The sequence below is a fragment of the Streptomyces sp. NPDC017991 genome (genome assembly GCF_044328075.1).
Classification (GTDB): Bacteria; Actinomycetota; Actinomycetes; order Streptomycetales; family Streptomycetaceae; genus Streptomyces.
Genome location: NZ_JBIRGP010000002.1, coordinates 789128 through 808920, shown reverse-complemented (window position 1 = coordinate 808920; position 19793 = coordinate 789128). Strand labels below are relative to the sequence as shown.

Genomic DNA, 19793 nt, shown 5'->3' with positions numbered 1-19793 from the left:
TCACCCCACTCGGTAGCCCCAGTCGTTCAGCCGTCGTCGTCCCGCGCCGCCTGCTCCACCAGCGGGATGATCCGCAGCGGAACGGGGTTCTCCATGACGATCGCCGTGGAGGCCCGGACAATGCCATCAAAACCGACAACCCGGTCGATCACACGTTGCAGATCGGCGTTGGACCGGGCCACGAGCCGGCACAGCATGTCCCCGCCGCCCGTGGTCGTGTGCAGCTCCAGCACCTCGGGCACGGTCGCCAAGTGCGCCCGTACGTCCGCGCCTTGCCCCTGCCGGATCTGCAGGGTCGCGAAAGCGGTGACGGGATATCCGAGGGCCGTGGGATCCACCTGCGGGCCGAATCCCCGGATGACTCCATTCGACTGAAGGCGGTCCAGCCGCGCCTGCACGGTCCCGCGCGCGACACCCAGCCGACGGGACATCTCCAGCACCCCGATCCGGGGCTCCTCGGCGAGCAGCACAAGAAGCCGCCCGTCCAAACGATCGATCCCCACAAGCACCTCCACAGTGGTCACCCTGTACAAGACGTCGGCACAACCGGGCCTACCACTGAACACATTGTCCAGCCAAATCACAAACTGTTGCGCACCTTGCAGAAGGGCGAGAGCCTGCGCCCATGACTCAGACCACGCACCACACCCCTCACACCGCGCGGCAGGCAGACCCCTTCCCGGTCAAGGGAATGGACGCGGTCGTCTTCGCCGTGGGCAACGCCAAGCAGGCGGCGCACTACTACTCCACGGCCTTCGGCATGAAGCTCGTCGCCTACTCCGGACCGGAGAACGGCAGCCGGGAGACCGCGAGCTACGTCCTGGAGAACGGCTCCGCCCGTTTCGTGTTCACCTCGGTCATCAAGCCCGCCACCCCCTGGGGCACCTTCCTCGCCGAGCACGTGGCGGAGCACGGCGACGGAGTGGTCGACCTCGCCATCGAGGTCCCCGACGCACGCGCCGCGTTCGCGTACGCGGTCGAGCACGGGGCAACCCCCCTCACCGAGCCGTACGACGTGAAGGACGAGCACGGCACGGTGGTCCTCGCCGCGATCGCCACGTACGGCAGGACGCGCCACACCCTGGTCGAGCGCACGGGTTACGAGGGCCCGTACCTCCCCGGCTACACGGCCGCCGCCCCGATCGTCGAGCCCCCCGCCCAGCGCACCTTCCAGGCCATCGACCACTGCGTGGGCAACGTGGAACTCGGCCGGATGAACGAATGGGTCGGCTTCTACAACAAGGTCATGGGCTTCACGAACATGAAGGAGTTCGTGGGCGACGACATCGCCACCGAGTACAGCGCCCTGATGTCCAAGGTCGTGGCCGACGGCACGCTCAAGGTCAAGTTCCCGATCAACGAGCCCGCCATCGCCAAGAAGAAGTCCCAGATCGACGAGTACCTGGAGTTCTACGGCGGCGCGGGCGTCCAGCACATCGCCCTGAACACCAACGACATCGTCGGCACGGTCCGCGCGATGCGCGCCGCGGGCGTCCAGTTCCTCGACACCCCGGACTCCTACTACGACACCCTCGGCGAGTGGGCGGGCGAGACGAGGGTCCCCGTGGAAACACTGCGCGAACTGAAGATCCTCGTGGACCGGGACGAGGACGGCTACCTTCTCCAGATCTTCACGAAGCCGGTCCAGGACAGGCCGACCGTCTTCTTCGAGATGATCGAACGCCACGGCTCCATGGGCTTCGGCAAGGGCAACTTCAAGGCCCTCTTCGAGGCGATCGAACGCGAGCAGGAACGCCGCGGCAACCTCTGAACACCCCCTCCGGCACGGCCCGCACCCGGCACACACGGGAGCGGGCCGTGCCGGTACGTCGCGGTCCGCCGCGTAGGGCTCCGGCAAGTAACGGTCGCCCTCCTCCTTGGAGCAGTACACCCGGAAGGCGGCGGACGCGACGTACCGGCACGGCCCCGACCCACCCCCTACCGCGGCACGCCCACGCCCCCGGACTCGCCCAATTCCTCCAGCGCCCGCAGAGCCACCGGCACCAGCAGCGGCGAGAACACCGGACTGATCCGCAACGCCTCGCCAAGATGCCGCCGAGCGCCCGGGTCGTTCCCGAGCCCCCGCTCGATCACCCCCCGGTGGAACGAGTACAGAGCAACCCGGGCCCCACCCCCACGCACCCGATCCGTGGCCCGGGTCGCGAACCCGATCGCCTCCCTGTCCTTCCCGTCCCGATGCAACGCCCACCCCAGCGCATCCGCCACAGCCACCGACGGATGCCGAGCCCACTCACCCCGCAACCGCCGCACCGCACCCCCCGCTTCCCCGTGATCGGCCTCGAAGAGCCCGAGCACCAGCTCCTCGTTCACCCCGGCCGCGTCCCCCTCCCGCACCCGCGCCCGCAACACGTCGTACTGGGCCCGCGCGGCCCCGCCGAGCCCCAGCGACTCGTACAACTCGCCCAACTCCAGCGCGTACCGCGGCAACGGCTGCTTCGCCAGCGCGGACTGGTACGCGAGCAGCGCCTCGGAGTCCCGGCCCAGCGCGGCCAGCGCCCGGCCCTGCCCGGCCCGCGCCGCATGCTCCCCGGGATCGGCCCGCAGCGCGGCCTCGAAAGCGCGCAGCGACTCGGCGGGCTCCCCGCGCTCCCAGGCCGACTCCCCGACCCGCACCAGACAGTCGGCCTGCTCGGCGGGGGCAGCGGCAAGCGCCGCGGCGTCGGACAGCGCGGCGGCGGAATCCTCCCGCCACCCCCGATCCCGGTACACGAGCCCGGCCCGCACCAACACCTGCGCCCGCGGCCCGCCGTTCCCCGACCCCCCGCCCCCCGGGGGAAGCTCGACGAGCCTGGCCAGCGCCCGCCGCGCACCCTTGTAGTCCCCGAGCCCCCGATACGCGTCGATCAGCGCCGGATACCCGCTCCACCGCTTCGGCGAGGCGGCGACCGCCGCCTCCCCCCACCTCCGCGCCGCCCGGAAGTCGTGCCGCGCGTTGGCGAGCGCGGCCATCCCGCGGAACGCCTCGCTGTTCCCCTTCGGCCGCCCCTTCAGCGACGTACGCAACGCCGCGTCCGCCTTCGGGAAGTACCGCGGCTCGGCGGTCCGCTCGCCCCGCTCCACATACGCGGTGCCCAGCTCGGCCCACGACCGCACATCACCCGGATGGGCCCGCAGATGGGCCTCGCGGTCACTGATCAGCGCCACCAGATCGGGCAGCGAGGCGGGCGCCCCGGACCCGACCGCGGTCACGGCCCGCGCCACGGGCCCGGGGGAGGGCGGCGGCCGGCGGTCCCCGTCGGGCATCACGACCAGCACACCCCCCAGTACGAAGCACCCGGCGACGGCCCCGGCCAGCACCCGCCGCGCCAGAACGTCACGCCGAACCGCCGACTCCGTCCGTACGCCGCTCGCCCCGACGCCCTCCGTACCGCTGGCCGTGCCACTGTCCACGCCGCTGTCCATGCCGATCACTGTGCGTCAATACGAAGAGCACACCCGGCCACCACCCCGGCACGGAAAGCCTCGCGCGGGCGGGGTTCACACCGATGGCCCCGAGTGCGACGCTGTGATCATGAGCCGTATCGAAGCCCGACCCGATGAAGACACCGTGGCGGTGGGCAGCGCCCCCGAACGTCTCACCGAGAACCTCACCGAGCGCCTCCTCGCGGGCCTGCCGCCCGAGGCGGTCCTCACCGACCCGGACGTCACCAGCTCGTACGCCAACGACATGGCCAGCTTCTGCGCGGCGGGCACCCCCGCGGTCGTGGTGCTGCCCCGCACGGTCGAACAGGTCCAGCACGTCATGCGCACGGCGACCGACCTGCGTGTCCCGGTGGTCCCGCAGGGCGCCCGCACAGGCCTCTCCGGGGCGGCCAACGCCTCGGAGGGCTGCGTCGTGCTGTCCCTGATCAAAATGGACCGCATCCTGGAGATCAGCCCCGTGGACCGGATCGCGGTGGTCGAGCCGGGCGTCATCAACGCCACGCTCTCCCGCGCCGTCAACGAACACGGCCTCTGCTACCCGCCGGACCCCTCCAGCTGGGAGATGTGCACCATCGGCGGCAACATCGGCACGGCCTCGGGCGGCCTGTGCTGTGTGAAATACGGAGTGACCGCGGAGTACGTACTCGGCCTGGACGTCGTCCTCGCGGACGGCCGCCTGATGTCCACCGGCCGCCGCACGGCGAAGGGCGTCGCCGGATACGACCTGACGCGCCTCTTCGTCGGCTCGGAGGGCTCACTCGGCATCGTCGTACGGGCCATCCTCGCCCTGAAACCCCAACCGCCCCAACAGCTGGTACTCGCGGCGGAGTTCGCGTCCGGATCGGCCGCCTGCGACGCGGTCTGCCGGATCATGGAGGGCGGCCATGTACCGTCCCTCCTCGAACTGATGGACCGCACCACGGTGAAGGCCGTGAACGACATGGCGAACATGGGCCTCCCGGAGAGCACCGAGGCCCTGCTCCTCGCCGCCTTCGACACCCACGACCCCGCCGCGGACCTCGCCGCGGTCGGCGCGCTGTGCGAGGCGGCGGGCGCCACCCAGGTCGTACCGGCGGAGGACGCGGCCGAGTCGGAACTGCTGCTGCAGGCCCGCCGGCTGTCCCTCACGGGCCTTGAGGCGGTCAAGGGCACGACGATGATCGACGACGTGTGCGTACCGCGCTCCAGGCTCGCCGAGATGCTCGAAGGGGTCGACCGGATCGCCGAGAAGTACCGGCTCACCATCGGGGTCGTGGCCCACGCGGGCGACGGCAACACCCACCCGACCGTCTGCTTCGACGCGAGCGACCCCGACGAGTCCCGGCGCGCCCGTGAGTCCTTCGACGAGATCATGGCCCTCGGCCTGGAGCTCGGCGGCACGATCACCGGCGAGCACGGTGTGGGCGTCCTCAAGAAGGAGTGGCTGGCCCGCGAGATCGGCCCGGTGGGCATCGAGATGCAACGGGCGGTGAAAACGGCCTTCGACCCCCTGGGCATCCTGAACCCGGGCAAACTCTTCTGACAGAACCCTCCCTCCCCTCCTCTACCTCCTGTCCCTCCCCTCCTCCCTCTCACTCCCCGTCCCTGGACTCGTCCGAGGGCCACGGGTCGCTCAGCCACAGCTCGTCGACCGGAGTCGGCGCGAGCAGCTCGGCGAGGCCGTCGTCGATACCGAGCCGGACGGCCTCGGTGCCCGGCGGGACCGCCCGCAGTGTGCGCTCCAGCCACGCCGACACCTGCGCGGCGGGCGCTTCCAGCAGGGCGTCACCGTCGGGTGAACTCAATGCCATCAGGACGACACCGCGCCCCCCGATCTTCGTCGGCCACGCCCGCACATCCCCGTGCCCGCACGGCCGGAACACGCCTTCGACGAGCAGCTCACGCGCGAAGGTCCAGCTCACGGGGTGGTCGGTGCCGACGTGGAAGGTGACGTGGACGGCGTACGGATCGTCGCTGCGGTAACTCAGCAGGGCCGGGACGGGAATGCTGTGCTCGGGGGACAGCACCAGCTTGAGCTCCAGCTCACGTTCCACCACGGCCGGGTCGGTGTTCCTGTCGCTGTGCCTGGCGCTGTTCCCGTCGCTGTTCCTGCCGTCGTTCAGGTCGTTGTTCACGTCGTTGCTCATGCGGTCCGCTTCCTCTCGCGTCCGGAGCCCGAGGAGCGGGCCCGTACGAGTGGAGAGGCCGCGGGGGCCGCAGCATTACGCCGCTTCGGAGAACTTTTTTCGCGGGGCCCCGGACGGTCACGCCTATACCGTGCGGAGGCCGGAAAAGGTGGGGGAACCTTGCTCGAAGGGGGTAGGTACACCAGGAGCGGCAGTGGCGGTTGCGCCCGTCTGATAGATGTGGACGCTCAACACGACCCCCGAGCAGATACGGGACGACGGACATGAGCGCCCCAACCCCGGCCCCCGGCGACGACAGGCCCCGCGAGGGGTACTACCCGGACCCTTCCATTCCTGGATATGTCCGGTACTGGAACGGTGCCGCCTGGGTGCCGGGCACCAGCCGGCCGGCGCCCGGCGGCGACCCGGCCGCCTCGCCCGCGACCGCGCGGCCCGCACCCGTGTCCACGGAGGAGACGGGCCCGCACTTCTTCGACGAGGACCCGCCCGCCGCGGGCCCGTCGCCCGCCGAGGCCCAGCACGGCAGCCGCCCCGAACCGGCCACCGCGTGGGGCGCCGACCGTGCCCGCCAGAGCGGCTTCGGCGGCGATCCGGACCGCCGGGTCCGCTGGGGTTCGCAGGACCCGCGCGTACCGTCGGAGCTCGCGCACCCCGAGCCCGCACCCCCGGTCCAGCCCGCACTCCCGGTCCAGCCCGCACTCCCGGTCCAGCCCACGCCCCCGGTCCAGTCGGCGGCGCAGCCCGACGGCAGGTCGGACCACACGGACGGCACGGCCACGTTCCCCGGGGCCGACTCCGAGAGGGACCCCGGGGCGCCCATGCCTCCCCCCTCCGGCGGCACGGTGGTCTTCCGCAGGCCCACGGGGCCGGTACGCCCCGCCGGTGCGGCGGGGGCCACGGGATCGGCCGGCGCCATGGGTGCCGGGCGCGCGCATGTCGCGGGCGCGTCCGGAGCGGGGCGCGCGCAGACCCCGGGCACGGGGGCCGCTGCCTCCGGCATCCCCGGCTCCCGCGAACCCCTCGCCGCCGAGGGCACGATGAGCTTCAGACGGACGCCGCAGCGAGCGGGACAGCCCTCCGCGGCCCAGGAGCCCGTGGCCCAGGAACCGATGGCCCAGGCACAGCCGACCCCGGCCGCTCCGCAGCAGCAGTCCACCCCCACCGTTCCTCCGCAGGCCGTTCCTCCGCAAGCCGTTCCTCCGCAGGCCGCTGCTCCCCAGGCGCCCATGAGTTCGGGTCCGGGCGGCGGGCAGCCCTCCTGGGCCCAGCAGGTGCACCGCCTGGCCGGGGCGGACGAGGACCAGCCCGTCGTGCCGTGGAAGCCGGTGCGGGAGGACCCGTTCCAGGCGGTCGTCCGCTCCCAGGCGGAGGCGCGTCCGGCGGGGCTCGGGAAGCGGTTCGGCGCCCGTCTCGTGGACACGCTCGTGCTGGCCGCGGTCACCGGCGCGGCCGCGGTTCCGCTGGGCACCAGGGCGCTGGACCACGTCAACGAGAAGATCGACGCGGCCAAGCTCTCCGGCGAGACGGTCACGGTGTGGCTGCTGGACGGCACGACCGCCCTCTACCTCGGCATCGTCCTCGCCGTCCTGATCGTCTTCGGCGTCCTCTACGAGGCGCTGCCCCACGCCAAGTGGGGCCGCACCCTCGGGAAGAAGCTGTTCGGCCTCCAGGTACGGGACATCGAGGGAGGCGACCCGCCGTCGTTCGGCCTGGCCCTGCGCCGCTGGCTCGTCTACAGCGTCCCGGGCATCCTCGTCATCGGTGTCGTGGGTGTCGTGTGGGGCCTGTTCGACCGCCCGTGGCGCCAGTGCTGGCACGACAAGGCGGCCCATACGTTCGTCGCGGGCTGACGACACCCGGCGGCCGTACCGAAAGGGCGTACCCGCCGTTCCGGACGGCCGCTCCGGCGGATAGCCCGGACGGGCCGCCCCCGTTGCGTGGTCGCGGGGTTCGCGGTCCACTCTGGACATGACCACCGAGCCGCCGCCCCCTCCGGACGACGATCCGTTCCAGAAGCCGCCGGACGAGGACCCGTTCAAGAAGCGGCAGCCGCCGCCTCAGCAGTCGCAGCCGCCACCCGGTCAGAGCGGCGGCTCCCCGTACGGCGCCGCACCGCCGCCTCCCGGCGCCACACCACCGCCGTACGGTGGCGGTGCCGGCTCGCCCTACGGCGGTGGCGGTGGAGACCCCTACGGCGGCGGCCCGTACACCAACGATCCGCTCGCCGGGATGCCGCCGCTCGCCGACAGCGGCAGACGCGTCCTCGCACGGATCATCGACATGGTCCTCGTCGTCATCGTGGTGTGGCTGCTGACCTGGGGCTTCGGCGTCAACGAGTACGACGTGGACGCGGACAGGATCCAGTACGGCAAGTCCTTCGGGCAGTCGCTGATCGCCCTGCTGCTCTACGTCGGGTACGACACCTTCCTGACGACCAGGTCGGGGCAGACCCTCGGCAAGAAGTGGCTGCATCTGCGGGTGGCGAACCTCGACAACGGCTCCACGCCCTCCGTGCAGACCTCACTGGTCCGCGCGTTGGTGCTGTGGGTGCCGTTCGCGTTCTGCTGCGCGTGCATCTGGACCGCCGTCGCGGGCGGCTGGAGCTTCTTCGACAAGCCGTACAAGCAGGGGCTGCACGACAAGGCGGCCAAGACCGTGGTGGTCAGCACCGACTGAGCCGCCCGACGGCAGGCGGCGGGCGGCAAGAGGCGGACCGTAGACCGCAGGCGGCGGGCGGCAAGTGGTGGGTGGCAGTCCGGAACGGCCAGGTCCGGAACAGCCGGTTCCGTATCGGACGGGCCGTGGACCGGGCCCGTCCGGACGGACGCGGACTCAGGCGCGTTCGCGTATCGGCTCGGACGCGCTCGCGGCGGCGACGGTCTCGCGCCGTGCCGAGATCTGCGGTTCCGGAACGCGCCGATCCGGAACACGCTGATCCGTGACGGCGACGCGCGAGGGAGCGGCGGTCGCGGCCGTGGCGGTCTTCGGTACGGGAACCGTCATGGCCACGAGGAGGCCGAGTACGAGGGCGGAGAGCGCGATGATCACGACTCCCAGGCCCGAACTCGTCTGTGACAGCAGCAGCATGGCGAGCGTGGAGAAGAGCACGGTGCAGGAACCGTAGGCGAGCTGTGCGGCGGTCGGACGAGGCATGGCAGTTCCGTCCTCGGGGTGGGGGTCTCCCCCCGGTGCCTCTCGCATGGGGGAGGTGCGAATAAGAATCAAGGCTTCGACAACGGTGTCGCTCGGCAAATCACCGGAAATCCGGCGAGCCGCCAACCGACTCTATTGGCCTGTCTGCCCGAGGGGAACGAGCAGTAAGCGTGACCTAACCCACGGTGCCGGTGCACGGGGGGCGCACGGAATCATGGCTTCTGCCAACCCGCCTGTTGAACGCGCCTGTTGAGCGGTACACGGAATCCACCGGGCGGACGGGTGCCGGCGCACGACGTGGGACCGCCGGTGCATAGCTCACTTGATCTGTGCAAGTCAAGGTCTGTCTTTTCTCCTTCAACTCCGATCGAATGTCGTCACTTGTGACGCGCATAGAGCGCGCGCGGACTCCATAACCTGGACACCCTCCTTCCGCGCGCCCGGGCGTGAGGGAGGACTGCATCAAGTGACCAGCAGACCATGGACGTTCAGAGCGGCAGCAGTGGGTGTGGCGCTCACAGCGGCAGCCGCCACGTTCTCGACCTTCGCGGTGGCGCAGGCCGCCGACGCCGGCGACCAGCCGGTCGCGGCCGCGAACCGGCAGGACCCGGCACGCGCCGGGGACGACGCCGAGCACGAGCACGACCTGAAGGGGCCCCTGACCGACCGTCAGGAGGCCCAGCGCGAGGAGGCCCTCAAGAGGGTCATCTCCGGCGACGCCAAGCCCGTCGAGCGCGGCGGTTCGCAGGTCGTGAAGCTCCAGAACGGCAAGTACGTGGAGCTCGGCCGTGAGAAGACCGACGAGATCTTCACGATCCTCGTCGAGTTCGGCGACCAGGTGGACAGCCGCTACGGCGGTACCCCCGGACCGCTGCACAACCAGATAGCCGAGCCGGACCGTGCCCAGGACAACAGCACGGCCTGGCAGGCGGACTACAACAAGGAACACTTCGAGAAGCTCTACTTCGGCACCGGCAAGGGTGTCGAGTCGATGAAGAAGTACTACGAGAAGCAGTCCTCGGGCCGCTACTCCATCGACGGCACGGTCTCCGACTGGGTCAAGGTGCCCTACAACGAGGCCCGCTACGGCTCCAACAAGTGCGACCCCGACACCTGCGCGTGGAACGCCGTCGCCGACGGTGTCACCGCCTGGGTCGACGCCCAGAAGGCGGCCGGGAAGTCCGACGCCGACATCAAGTCCGAGCTGTCCGCCTACGACAAGTGGGACCGCAACGACTTCGACGGCGACGGCGACTTCAACGAGCCCGACGGCTACATCGACCACTTCCAGATCGTGCACGCCGGTGAGGACGAGTCCGCGGGCGGCGGCGCCCAGGGCGAGGACGCCATCTGGGCCCACCGCTGGTACGCGTTCGGCACCGACGAGGGTGCCACCGGACCCACGAACAACAAGATGGGCGGCGCCCAGATCGGCGACTCCGGCATCTGGGTCGGTGACTACACGATCCAGCCCGAGAACGGCGGACTCGGCGTCTTCGCCCACGAGTACGGCCACGACCTCGGTCTGCCGGACCACTACGACACGACCAACACGGCGGAGAACTCCACCGCGTTCTGGACGCTGATGTCCTCCGGTTCGTGGCTCGGCACCGGCAAGGACGCCATCGGCGACCTGCCCGGCGACATGACCGCCTGGGACAAGCTGCAGCTCGGCTGGCTGAAGTACGACACGGCGAAGGCCGCGACGCGCTCCACCCACACGCTGGGCGTGGCCGAGTACAACACCAAGAAGGCCCAGGCGCTGGTCGTCGAACTGCCGAAGAGGTCGGTCACCACCGAGGTCGTCGCCCCGGCCGAGGGCGCCAGTCAGTGGTGGAGCGGCAGCGGCGACAAGCTCAAGAACACGCTGACCCGGTCCGTGGACCTCACGGGCAAGGCCGCGGCCACGCTGACCCTCGACGGCTACTACGACATCGAGTCGGGCTACGACTACCTCTACACCGAGGTCTCCACCGACGGCGGCACCAAGTGGACCGCCGTCGACGGAACGGTCGACGGCGCGCCGATCCCGCGCGACGCCAGCGGCACCCCGGCGCTGACCGGCACGGTGGACGCGTACAAGAAGCTCTCGTACCCGCTCGACGCCTACGCGGGCAAGAAGATCGACGTGCGCTTCCGGTACTCCACCGACGGCGGCGTGGCGCAGAAGGGCTTCGCGGCGGACCGGATCACCGTCACCGCCGACGGCTCCGCGCTCTTCTCGGACAACGCCGAGACCGCCGACGCCGCGTGGAAGTCCAACGGCTTCTCCCGTATTGGCGCGTCCTTCACCAAGGACTACGCGCAGTACTACATCGCGGAGAACCGCCAGTACGTGTCGTACGACAAGACCCTGAAGGTCGGCCCGTACAACTTCGGCTTCGCGTCCACGCGTCCGTCCTGGGTGGAGCACTTCCCGTACCAGAGCGGTCTGTTGATCTGGAAGTGGGACACCTCCCAGCGCGACAACAACGTCAGCCAGCACAAGGGCACCGGCCTGCTGCTGCCGGTGGACGCCCACCCGACGGCGCTGAAGTGGACCGACGGCACGCTGATGCGCAACCGCATCCAGTCCTACGACTCGCCGTTCAGCTCGTACCGGACGGACGGTCTCACGCTGCACAAGGCGGACGTCGCGACGAAGATCAAGTCGCAGCCGGGCAACCGGATCTTCAACGACCGCACGAACACGTACTACGACACGGCCAACCCGACCGGGGGTGTCAAGATCACTGACACCAACACGAAGATCGCGATCGTCAAGGAGCCCCGCGATGGCTCGACGATCACCGTGAAGGTGTCGGCCGCGACGAAGTAAGAGACGTTTTCGCAGGTCAAACCATGATCGGCCGTGACCCCCTGGCGGGTCGCGGCCGATCGTGTTTAGGTGCGTCCTGTGACTCTCTTATTGACACCGGATCTCGCGGGGGTATGACCGAATGGCCGCAGGAGGCTTCTGCAAGCTGCCGAACGGCACCGTCGTGGTGGCGTTGAACCTGCCCCGGCCGCTCGCCGCGGGCACCGGGTCGGTGCGGGTGCTGGTGCATGCGCACAACCGCGCCCGCGCGTTGACGCGGCTGCGCAACCTGGGGCTGCGGGCGGTGTATCTGCGTGGCAACGGGCAGCCTCCGACGCCGGACGAGATCACCGCCGTCCTGCACCATCCCGATGGGCTCATATGGCGTACGGCGCCGGGGGTGGACGCGCTCGCCTCGGAGCTCTGGCATCCCATTCGCACGCTGATGCGCCGCCCGGCCGCCCCGACGCGGTGAGGGGCGCAGCCCCGTCAGGGGCGCGGGGAACGGCGCGCTCGGCCACGACGCGCCCGCGGCCGACTGTGCACGGGTCACCCCGTAAGGGGCGCGAGGAACTGCGCGGGCAGGCGCGGCAGGGCCGCAGCGGGACGACGACGTGCTGCAGGCGTGCGTGTCGGGTGCGGGCCGGTGGGAGCTTGTCGCGCAGTTCCCCGCGCCCCTTGGGGGCGACCCGTGTGGGTCGGGTGCCGGCCTGTGGGGGTGAAGCGCGCCGTTCCCCGCGCCCCTATCGGGGCGGGGCCGGCGTCAGACCACCGGCTTGCCGGTGAGTTCCACGCCTGCCTCGCGGAGGTCGTCCAGGGCCCGGGCCGTGGTGTCCGGGGCCACGCCGGCCGTCAGGTCCAGCAGGATCTGGGTGCGGAAGCCCTCCCGCGCGGCGTCCAGGGCCGTCGCCTTCACGCAGTGGTCCGTGGCGATGCCCACGACGTCGACCTCGGTGATCTCGCGCGTGCGCAGCCAGTCGCCCAGCGAGACGCCGTTCTCGTCGGCGCCCTCGAAGCCGCTGTACGCGGCCGAGTACGCGCCCTTGTCGAAGACGGCGTCGATCGCGCCGGAGGCGACCACCGGAGCGAAGTTCGGGTGGAAGCCCACCCCCTCGGTGCCGGCCACGCAGTGCGCGGGCCAGGAGTGGACGTAGTCGGGGTTGTCCGCGAAGTGGCCCCCGGGAGCGATGTGGTGGTCGCGGGTCGCCACCACGTGGCGGTAGCCGGCGGGGGCCTGCCCGATCAGTTCCGTGATCGCGGCGGCCACATCCGCCCCGCCGGGTACCGCGAGGCTGCCTCCCTCGCAGAAGTCGTTCTGGACGTCTACGACGATCAGGGCGCGGCGCATGGGCGGTGTCCTTCGGCTTGGCCAGGCGCTCCGCGGGGAGGCCGGTGAATGGTGTGCGGGTCGTGGAGGGCCGGTCGCGCGGTTCCCCGCGCCCTCTCAGGGCGCGGTTTCCGTGCGACCGAGTCCGACGGCTTGCGGGCATGGCGGAGGGTGCGGTCGTTGCGGTGCCCTTTCCCGGCTTGCCGCCCGTTCACTCCGGTACGGGGCCGGTACAGCGAGTACGGGCCCGCCTGTCTCACACGTACTCGGTCGGAATGACGGCTTCGCCCCGCGACAGCTGGGTCGCCGAGAGGGGCAGGTTCGCGCGGGCCCGGGCGTGCCGGTCGCGTACGACGTCCAGCGGCTCGCGTGCGACGACCTGGCCGCCCTTGACGAGCTGCACCAGGAGCTGACTGTCGACGAGCTCGGCCGGGACCGCCCCCGTGCCGATCACCTCGGCCTCGGCGACCCCGTGCGCGTCGAGCCGCCGCGCGGCCCACTTGCGGCCGCCGATGGACGTCTTGCCGCCCGAGGACTTCTTGGCCACCGGCAGGAGCGGAGCCTTGAGGTCCGCCGACTCGGCACGCGCGACGATCTTGTAGACCATCGAACACGTCGGATGGCCGGAACCCGTCACGAGCTGGGTGCCCACCCCGTACGCGTCCACGGGCGCCGCGGCCAGCGAGGCGATCGCGTACTCGTCCAGGTCCGAGGTCACGATGATGCGGGCCTTCGTGGCGCCCAGCTCGTCCAGCTGCTGCCGTACCCGGTGTGCCACGAGCAGCAGGTCACCGGAGTCGATGCGGACGGCGCCCAGCTCCGGCCCGGCCACCTCGACCGCCAGCCGCACGGCCTCGGCGACGTCGTACGTGTCCACGAGCAGCGTGGTGCCCCGGCCGAGCGAGTCGACCTGGGCCCGGAAGGCGTCGCGCTCGGTGTCGTGCACGAGGGTGAAGGCGTGGGCGGACGTGCCGACCGTCGGAATGCCGTAGCGGAAGCCCGCGGCCAGGTCCGAGGTGGTCGTGAAGCCGCCGACGTACGCTGCGCGGGACGCCGCCACCGCGGCCAGCTCGTGGGTGCGCCGGGCGCCCATCTCGATCAGCGGGCGCCCGCCGGCCGCCGAGGCCATCCGGGAGGCGGCGGCCGCGATGGCCGAGTCGTGGTTGAGGATGGAGAGGATCACGGTCTCCAGGAGGACGCACTCCGCGAAGGAGCCCTCGACCCGCAGGAGCGGTGACCCGGCGAAGTACACCTCGCCCTCCGGGTAGCCCCAGATGTCACCGCCGAAGCGGTACGAGGCCAGCCACTCAAGCGTCGGCTCGTCCACGACGTTCCGCTCGCGCAGGAAGCCGATGACGTCCGCGTCGAAACGGAAGTTCTCCACCGCGTCCAGGACCCGCCCGGTGCCGGCGACGACACCGTAGCGGCGGCCCTCGGGCAGTCGGCGGGTGAAGACCTCGAAGACCGAACGCCGGTCGGCCGTGCCGCCCTTGAGCGCGGCCTGCAGCATGGTCAGCTCGTAATGGTCCGTGAAGAGAGCTGTCGACGGCACATCCACCGGCAGTCCCAGGTCCGCAGTGTTCATGACCAGGATGCTACCCCTATCTCGTCACTCTGACGATTTCTAGGTCCTGTGATGTGCGGCTCGCTCGCGGGGCGCACGATGTGCGGTGCTCGTTTGGCCGGGCACCCGCCTGTGGTGGCAGCATGGGCCGTGTGACGGCTCCCGCACCCCTAGAGACCGAAAAGACCGAGTCGGCTGAGGAGGTCTTCGCCGTAACCGAGCCCGACGTTCCCTGGGTGACCATCGTCCACAACGATCCGGTCAACCTGATGAGCTACGTGACCTACGTCTTCCAGTCGTACTTCGGGTACTCGAAGGAGAAGGCCACCAAGCTGATGATGGACGTACACCACAAGGGCCGGGCCGTTGTCTCCAGCGGCACCCGTGAGGAGATGGAACGCGATGTGCAGGCCATGCACGGCTACGGTCTGTGGGCCACCCTCCAGCACGACCGGAAATGACCCGACCGGACATCGCGAGACCGACCAACGCGAGACCGACCAACGCGAGACCGGCCATCGCGAGACCGGACGCCGCAGGACCGGACCTCGCAGGACCGGACCCGGCAGGACCGGCACCCGCCCGACGCCGGCGCGGTACCCGACGCCCGCGCAGTACTGGAAGTAGCGACGCAACCTGATGCCAGGACACTTCGAACCGCTCCCCGGCGGCGGCGCGGCCGTCGCGCTCGACGAGGTCGAGATCTCCATCATCCGCTCCCTCGCCGTACAGCTCCTGGAGCTCATCGGACCGGGCCCCGGCGGGGAGGTCTCCGACGACCCGCTCGCCGAACTGTTCGCGGAGGGACCGAGCGAGCCGCCCTCGGACCCCGTGCTGAAACGCCTCTTCCCGGACGCGTACAGCGGGCCCGACGTCGAGGCCACCTCGCCCGAGCAGGCCGAGGAGCAGCGCGCGTACTCCTCGGAGTTCCGCCGCTTCACCGAGAACGACCTGCGCGCCGGCAAGCGGGACAACGCCCTCGTGGTGATCCGCTCCCTGGACGGCGTCGCGGCCGTGGGGGAGGGGGGAGCGGTCCTGAAGCTGACCTCCGAGGAATCGAAGCAGTGGCTCAGCTGCCTCAACGACCTGCGCCTCGCGATCGGCTCCCGGCTGGACGTCGTCGACGAGGAGGACACGGACCTTCTCTACCGGCTCCCCGACGAGGACCCGCGCAAGCCGATGGTGATGGCGTATCTCTGGCTCGGCGGGCTGCAGGAGACGCTGGTCGAGACCTTGATGCCGTGACGCCGAGCCGTCGATGAACCCCTTGCCAGGGAGACACCGAACGTTCGCTCAGCGGACGCTCAAATCCGGATAACGATCACATCACCGCCCGGGCCTGCAATGTGGGCCCGGGTGTCGTATGTCCGCTTCTTCCTGTGGCATGCGCTACAAGCGGCACGGACGACGCATGTTGCGGCCGTGATAAATCTTCACGATCGCCTGGCGGGACACCACCCACGCCCCGCCGGGTGCGCCACCGAGCCGGCGACCGCCGGCCAGGCGACGGCGGGCTCGGGGAGCCCGTTCGACTCCAGTAATCCGGGGGGATCGGAAACCGGACCGCAGCCGACGAAGGCTCGGACCGGCATGGAGAAAGGCGCATCAGACATGACCTCGGTGCAGGTCGGCAAGCACGACGACGAGCAGGGCGGCAACGGCGCCCTCGACGGCGACGCCTCCGGAGAGGGCTACGAACGCGGGCTCGGCAGCCGTCAGGTCCAGATGATCGCGATCGGCGGCGCGATCGGTGTCGGCCTCTTCCTGGGAGCCGGGGCGAACATCGCCAAGGCGGGCCCCAGCCTCATCCTCATGTACGCCCTCGCGGGCGTCATCATCTTCTTCATCATGCGGGCCCTCGGTGAGCTGCTGCTCTACCGCCCGGTCTCGGGCTCCTTCGCGGAGTACTCCCGCGAGTTCCTCGGCCCGTTCTTCGGCTACTTCACCGGCTGGACGTACTGGCTGATGTGGGTCGTCACCGGCATGGCGGAACTCACCGCCGCCGCGATCTACGTCAACTACTGGTTCCCGCAGATCCCGCAGTGGGTCACGGCCCTGGTCTTCCTGGTCCTGCTCTTCGTGGCGAACCTGATCTCCGTCAAGCTCTTCGGCGAGATCGAGTTCTGGTTCTCGATGGTCAAGGTCACCGCGCTCATCGGCATGATCGTGATCGGCCTCGGCGTGCTCACCTTCGGCTTCAGCTCCGCGGGCGACACCGCCGCCGTCTCCAACCTCTGGGCCTTCGACGGCTTCTTCCCCAAGGGCATCGGCTCGTCCCTGATGACCCTGCAGGGCGTGATGTTCGCCTACCTGGCCGTCGAACTCGTCGGCGTCACCGCGGGCGAGTCCGAGAACCCGGAGAAGACCCTCCCCAAGGCGATCAACACCCTGCCCTGGCGCATCGCCCTCTTCTACGTCGGCGCGCTCACGGTCATCCTCTGCGTCGTGAAGTGGACGGAGTTCGCGCCGGGCGTGAGCCCCTTCGTGGCGGCCTTCGCGAAGATCGGCATCCCGGCGGGCGCCGGCATCGTCAACTTCGTCGTGCTGACGGCGGCCCTGTCCTCCTGCAACTCCGGCATGTACTCCACGGGCCGCATGCTGCGCACCCTGGCGGACAACGTCGAGGCCCCGAGGATCTTCAACAAGCTGTCCTCCACCAGGACGCCCGCGTTCGGCATCACCGTCTCCGTCCTGTTCATGGGCGTCGGCGTGATCCTGAACTACATCGTCCCCGAGAAGGCCTTCGGTTACGTCGTCTCGGTGGCCACCGCGGCCGGCATCTGGACCTGGCTCATGATCCTCATCAGCCACATCCTGTACCGCCGGGCCGTCGACGCGGGCCGCCTGCCCGCCTCGCCCTTCCCGGCCCCCGGCGGTTCGAAGTTCAGCTGGGTCGCGGTCGCGTTCCTGCTCTTCGTCACCGGCCTCATCGCCTACGACGCCGACTCCCGCGTCTGCCTGTACGTGATGGCCGGCTGGGCCGCCGCGCTGGGCATCGGCTGGGCCGTGCTGAAGTCCCGCAACCCGGAGGTCACCGAGCGCCGCGAGCCGGAGTTCGAGAGGGCCAACTAACCGGAGTCCGAGAAGGCCGACTTGCCTGAGTCCGAGAAGACCGGCCGGAGTCAGAGAAGGCACCGACCGACGAAGACCCGCCGGTCCCGTTCCCGCGGCGCGGACCTCGTCGCCCAGCATGTGGGCAGCCCCGTACCACTCTCCGGTACGGGGCTGCCGTCTGCCTATCCTGACCCCATGCTGACCATCACCCAGGCCCTCGTCGACCAGATCGTCGCGCACGCGCGCCAGGACCACCCCGACGAGGCGTGCGGCGTGATCGCGGGCCCGGAGGGCACCGGCCGTCCCGAGCGCTTCATCCCCATGCTGAACGCGGCGATGTCGCCCACGTTCTACGAGTTCGACTCCGGGGACCTGCTCAAGCTGTACCGCGAGATGGACGACCGCGACGAGGAACCGGTCGTCGTCTACCACTCCCACACGTCCACCGAGGCCCACCCCTCCCGCACGGACATCTCCCTCGCGAGCGAGCCGAACGCCCACTACGTCCTCGTCTCGACCGCCGACACCGACGGACTCGGGGACTTCCAGTTCCGCTCGTTCCGGATCGTGGACGGCGAGGTCACGGAGGAGGAGGTGGCGGTGGTGGAGGCGTACTGAGCCCCCACGGATACCGGCCGGTTCGCGTCCGGTTCGCGTCCGATGCGCGCCCGGGTCCCACCTGGTTCGCACCTGGCACCCGCCCGATCCCGCATTTCGGGCAGAATTCATCCACCATCTGAGATCACATTCCGGGACCCGGACCGGGAATCGATACGATGAGCCCATGGTTTCCCACGACGTGAGCGACAAGACGCCGGGCATGCTGCTCGTGGCGCGGCTGCACGTCGACCTGTGCAGGCTGCAGAGCGCCATCTGTACGCGCTGAACCCCGCCGCCGTACGGCAGTGCGAGCCTCGGCTCCGCGCGGGGCCGCGACCGGCGTCCCCCTGCCCTTCCCGGCGCGGTTTCCGCACGCACCGCCTCGCGCACCCCACCCAGACCCGACTCGCCTTCCGACTTCCGCTTTCCGACAGGAGCCCGCAACCATGGCCATCGAGGTCCGCATCCCCACCATCCTCCGCACCTACACCGACGGCCAGAAGGCCGTCGAGGGCGGCGGGGAGACCCTTGCCGCGCTCTTCGCCGACCTCGAAAGCCGCCACACGGGCATCCAGGCCCGCATCGTGGACGGGGGCGAACTGCGCCGCTTCGTGAACGTGTACCTGAACGACGAGGACGTCCGCTTCCTCGACGGCATCAACACCAAGCTCACCGACGGCGACAGCGTCACCATCCTGCCGGCCGTCGCCGGCGGCATGGTCTGACCGGGCTGCCGGGCTCTGATCGCTGATGCGCTACGACTCTCCGCTGGCCGCGGTGGGCAACACCCCTCTGGTGCGCCTGCCGCGGCTCTCGCCGTCCGCCGACGTCCGTATCTGGGCGAAACTTGAGGACCGCAACCCGACCGGCTCGGTCAAGGACCGCCCCGCGCTGCACATGGTCGAACAGGCCGAGAAGGACGGCCGGCTGACACCCGGCTGCACGATCCTCGAACCGACGTCCGGCAACACCGGCATCTCGCTCGCCATGGCCGCGAAGCTCAAGGGCTACCGCATGGTGTGCGTCATGCCGGAGAACACCTCGCAGGAGCGGCGGGACCTGCTCGGCATGTGGGGCGCCCGGATCATTCCCTCCCCGGCGGCGGGCGGCTCCAACACGGCGGTGCGCGTGGCGAAGGAACTGGCCGCCGAGCATCCCGACTGGGTGATGCTCTACCAGTACGGCAACGCCGACAACGCGGGCGCGCACTACGCGACCACGGGCCCCGAGATCCTCGCCGACCTGCCGTCCGTCACGCACTTCGTCGCCGGACTCGGCACCACCGGCACGCTGATGGGCGTGGGCCGGTTCCTGCGCGAGCACAAGCCCGACGTGAAGATCGTCGCGGCCGAGCCGCGCTACGACGATGTCGTCTACGGGCTGCGCAACCTCGACGAGGGCTTCGTGCCGGAGCTGTACGACGCGTCCGTGCTCACCACCCGTTTCTCGGTCGGCTCGGCCGACGCGGTGACCCGTACGCGGGAGCTTCTCCAGCAGGAGGGCATCTTCGCCGGGGTGTCCACCGGGGCCGCGCTCCACGCCGCGATCGGTGTCGGCCGCAAGGCAGTGCAGGCGGGTTCACCCGCCGACATCGTGTTCGTCGTGGCCGACGGCGGGTGGAAGTACCTGTCGACGGGCGTCTACACGGCGGAGACAACGGAAGAGGCGATCGCGACGCTGCAGGGCCAGCTCTGGGCCTAGTAGCCCTTGGGGCTTCCCCCTCGCCCT

General features: G+C 70.3%; 19 protein-coding genes. 13 read left to right on the top strand and 6 right to left on the bottom strand.

Features of this window, described 5'->3' with window-relative positions; translation table 11 throughout:
- Nucleotides 1–26: 26 nt before the first annotated feature.
- Nucleotides 27–503, bottom strand: a complete 477-nt coding sequence (locus ACH4DZ_RS08105) for an Lrp/AsnC family transcriptional regulator (RefSeq protein WP_107016413.1) — start codon at nucleotides 501–503, stop codon at nucleotides 27–29.
- A 122-nt stretch (nucleotides 504–625) separates the two neighbouring features.
- Between ACH4DZ_RS08105 and hppD the strand changes: the two genes are divergently transcribed.
- Nucleotides 626–1771, top strand: coding sequence for a 4-hydroxyphenylpyruvate dioxygenase (hppD, locus tag ACH4DZ_RS08100; RefSeq protein ID WP_398286104.1), 1146 nt, complete (start codon nucleotides 626–628; stop codon nucleotides 1769–1771).
- 167 nt (nucleotides 1772–1938) lie between these two features.
- Here hppD and ACH4DZ_RS08095 read toward each other — a convergent pair whose 3' ends face one another.
- On the bottom strand, nucleotides 1939–3423 hold the full coding sequence (locus ACH4DZ_RS08095) for a tetratricopeptide repeat protein (protein ID WP_398286103.1): 1485 nt from the start codon (nucleotides 3421–3423) through the stop codon (nucleotides 1939–1941).
- Between the two features lie 103 nt (nucleotides 3424–3526).
- Here ACH4DZ_RS08095 and ACH4DZ_RS08090 point away from each other — a divergent pair, with 103 nt between their 5' ends.
- Nucleotides 3527–4966 (top strand): FAD-binding oxidoreductase, encoded by a 1440-nt coding sequence (locus tag ACH4DZ_RS08090; protein WP_398286102.1) that lies wholly within the window; start codon nucleotides 3527–3529, stop codon nucleotides 4964–4966.
- A 49-nt stretch (nucleotides 4967–5015) separates the two neighbouring features.
- Here the strand turns inward: ACH4DZ_RS08090 and ACH4DZ_RS08085 are convergent, their stop codons facing one another.
- Nucleotides 5016–5570 (bottom strand): SsgA family sporulation/cell division regulator, encoded by a 555-nt coding sequence (locus ACH4DZ_RS08085; protein WP_398286101.1) that lies wholly within the window; start codon nucleotides 5568–5570, stop codon nucleotides 5016–5018.
- Nucleotides 5571–5833: 263 nt separating this feature from the next.
- On the opposite strand from ACH4DZ_RS08085, the gene ACH4DZ_RS08080 reads away from it, so the two are divergent.
- Nucleotides 5834–7420 (top strand): RDD family protein, encoded by a 1587-nt coding sequence (locus ACH4DZ_RS08080; protein WP_398286100.1) that lies wholly within the window; start codon nucleotides 5834–5836, stop codon nucleotides 7418–7420.
- A 118-nt stretch (nucleotides 7421–7538) separates the two neighbouring features.
- Nucleotides 7539–8246 (top strand): RDD family protein, encoded by a 708-nt coding sequence (locus ACH4DZ_RS08075; protein WP_398286099.1) that lies wholly within the window; start codon nucleotides 7539–7541, stop codon nucleotides 8244–8246.
- Between the two features lie 156 nt (nucleotides 8247–8402).
- Here ACH4DZ_RS08075 and ACH4DZ_RS08070 read toward each other — a convergent pair whose 3' ends face one another.
- Nucleotides 8403–8723, bottom strand: a complete 321-nt coding sequence (locus ACH4DZ_RS08070) for a hypothetical protein (RefSeq protein WP_398286098.1) — start codon at nucleotides 8721–8723, stop codon at nucleotides 8403–8405.
- Between the two features lie 466 nt (nucleotides 8724–9189).
- Here ACH4DZ_RS08070 and ACH4DZ_RS08065 point away from each other — a divergent pair, with 466 nt between their 5' ends.
- Nucleotides 9190–11541 (top strand): immune inhibitor A domain-containing protein, encoded by a 2352-nt coding sequence (locus ACH4DZ_RS08065; RefSeq protein ID WP_398286097.1) that lies wholly within the window; start codon nucleotides 9190–9192, stop codon nucleotides 11539–11541.
- Nucleotides 11542–11662: 121 nt separating this feature from the next.
- Complete coding sequence (locus ACH4DZ_RS08060) at nucleotides 11663–11995, top strand: hypothetical protein (RefSeq protein ID WP_398286096.1); 333 nt, start codon at nucleotides 11663–11665, stop codon at nucleotides 11993–11995.
- Between the two features lie 288 nt (nucleotides 11996–12283).
- On the opposite strand, the gene ACH4DZ_RS08055 is transcribed toward ACH4DZ_RS08060, so the two are convergent.
- Nucleotides 12284–12868: a nicotinamidase gene (locus tag ACH4DZ_RS08055; protein WP_398286095.1), complete on the bottom strand. Its 585-nt coding sequence runs from the start codon at nucleotides 12866–12868 to the stop codon at nucleotides 12284–12286.
- A gap of 235 nt (nucleotides 12869–13103) precedes the next feature.
- A complete protein-coding gene (locus ACH4DZ_RS08050; RefSeq protein WP_398286094.1) occupies nucleotides 13104–14432 on the bottom strand; it encodes a nicotinate phosphoribosyltransferase in 1329 nt (442 codons plus the stop codon).
- A gap of 122 nt (nucleotides 14433–14554) precedes the next feature.
- Here ACH4DZ_RS08050 and clpS point away from each other — a divergent pair, with 122 nt between their 5' ends.
- The 7 genes from clpS to ACH4DZ_RS08015 all read left to right on the top strand — a co-directional run bounded on the left by clpS (nucleotide 14555) and on the right by ACH4DZ_RS08015 (nucleotide 19766).
- Entirely contained in the window at nucleotides 14555–14872 is a 318-nt protein-coding gene (gene clpS / locus ACH4DZ_RS08045; protein WP_398286093.1) for an ATP-dependent Clp protease adapter ClpS, read from the top strand.
- Nucleotides 14873–15050: 178 nt separating this feature from the next.
- The gene (locus ACH4DZ_RS08040) at nucleotides 15051–15656 is read left to right on the top strand and encodes a DUF2017 domain-containing protein (RefSeq protein WP_398286091.1); all 606 of its coding nucleotides are present in this window, start codon (nucleotides 15051–15053) and stop codon (nucleotides 15654–15656) included.
- 366 nt (nucleotides 15657–16022) lie between these two features.
- Nucleotides 16023–17483 carry an amino acid permease gene (locus tag ACH4DZ_RS08035; protein WP_398286090.1) on the top strand — a complete coding sequence of 487 codons (1461 nt, stop codon included), beginning with the start codon at nucleotides 16023–16025 and terminating at the stop codon, nucleotides 17481–17483.
- Nucleotides 17484–17660: 177 nt separating this feature from the next.
- The gene (locus ACH4DZ_RS08030; protein ID WP_398286089.1) at nucleotides 17661–18083 is read left to right on the top strand and encodes a Mov34/MPN/PAD-1 family protein; all 423 of its coding nucleotides are present in this window, start codon (nucleotides 17661–17663) and stop codon (nucleotides 18081–18083) included.
- 166 nt (nucleotides 18084–18249) lie between these two features.
- Nucleotides 18250–18351 carry a putative leader peptide gene (locus ACH4DZ_RS08025; protein WP_313904860.1) on the top strand — a complete coding sequence of 34 codons (102 nt, stop codon included), beginning with the start codon at nucleotides 18250–18252 and terminating at the stop codon, nucleotides 18349–18351.
- Nucleotides 18352–18511: 160 nt separating this feature from the next.
- Nucleotides 18512–18790: a MoaD/ThiS family protein gene (locus ACH4DZ_RS08020; protein WP_189775146.1), complete on the top strand. Its 279-nt coding sequence runs from the start codon at nucleotides 18512–18514 to the stop codon at nucleotides 18788–18790.
- A 25-nt stretch (nucleotides 18791–18815) separates the two neighbouring features.
- On the top strand, nucleotides 18816–19766 hold the full coding sequence (locus ACH4DZ_RS08015) for a PLP-dependent cysteine synthase family protein (protein WP_398286087.1): 951 nt from the start codon (nucleotides 18816–18818) through the stop codon (nucleotides 19764–19766).
- Nucleotides 19767–19793 lie beyond the last annotated feature (27 nt).

Bases quoted from the DNA above. Each gene is read 5' to 3' on its own strand.
- ACH4DZ_RS08025 (WP_313904860.1), top strand. From the start codon at position 18,250: ATGGTTTCCCACGACGTGAGCGACAAGACGCCGGGCATGCTGCTCGTG.
- ACH4DZ_RS08080 (WP_398286100.1), top strand. From the start codon at position 5,834: ATGAGCGCCCCAACCCCGGCCCCCGGCGACGACAGGCCCCGCGAGGGG.
- ACH4DZ_RS08070 (WP_398286098.1), bottom strand. From the start codon at position 8,723: ATGCCTCGTCCGACCGCCGCACAGCTCGCCTACGGTTCCTGCACCGTG.
- ACH4DZ_RS08015 (WP_398286087.1), top strand. From the start codon at position 18,816: ATGCGCTACGACTCTCCGCTGGCCGCGGTGGGCAACACCCCTCTGGTG.
- ACH4DZ_RS08095 (WP_398286103.1), bottom strand. From the start codon at position 3,423: ATGGACAGCGGCGTGGACAGTGGCACGGCCAGCGGTACGGAGGGCGTC.
- clpS (WP_398286093.1), top strand. From the start codon at position 14,555: ATGGGCCGTGTGACGGCTCCCGCACCCCTAGAGACCGAAAAGACCGAG.
- ACH4DZ_RS08060 (WP_398286096.1), top strand. From the start codon at position 11,663: ATGGCCGCAGGAGGCTTCTGCAAGCTGCCGAACGGCACCGTCGTGGTG.
- ACH4DZ_RS08055 (WP_398286095.1), bottom strand. From the start codon at position 12,868: ATGCGCCGCGCCCTGATCGTCGTAGACGTCCAGAACGACTTCTGCGAG.
- ACH4DZ_RS08075 (WP_398286099.1), top strand. From the start codon at position 7,539: ATGACCACCGAGCCGCCGCCCCCTCCGGACGACGATCCGTTCCAGAAG.
- ACH4DZ_RS08040 (WP_398286091.1), top strand. From the start codon at position 15,051: ATGCCAGGACACTTCGAACCGCTCCCCGGCGGCGGCGCGGCCGTCGCG.
- hppD (WP_398286104.1), top strand. From the start codon at position 626: ATGACTCAGACCACGCACCACACCCCTCACACCGCGCGGCAGGCAGAC.
- ACH4DZ_RS08050 (WP_398286094.1), bottom strand. From the start codon at position 14,432: ATGAACACTGCGGACCTGGGACTGCCGGTGGATGTGCCGTCGACAGCT.
- ACH4DZ_RS08020 (WP_189775146.1), top strand. From the start codon at position 18,512: ATGGCCATCGAGGTCCGCATCCCCACCATCCTCCGCACCTACACCGAC.
- ACH4DZ_RS08085 (WP_398286101.1), bottom strand. From the start codon at position 5,570: ATGAGCAACGACGTGAACAACGACCTGAACGACGGCAGGAACAGCGAC.
- ACH4DZ_RS08035 (WP_398286090.1), top strand. From the start codon at position 16,023: ATGACCTCGGTGCAGGTCGGCAAGCACGACGACGAGCAGGGCGGCAAC.
- ACH4DZ_RS08030 (WP_398286089.1), top strand. From the start codon at position 17,661: ATGCTGACCATCACCCAGGCCCTCGTCGACCAGATCGTCGCGCACGCG.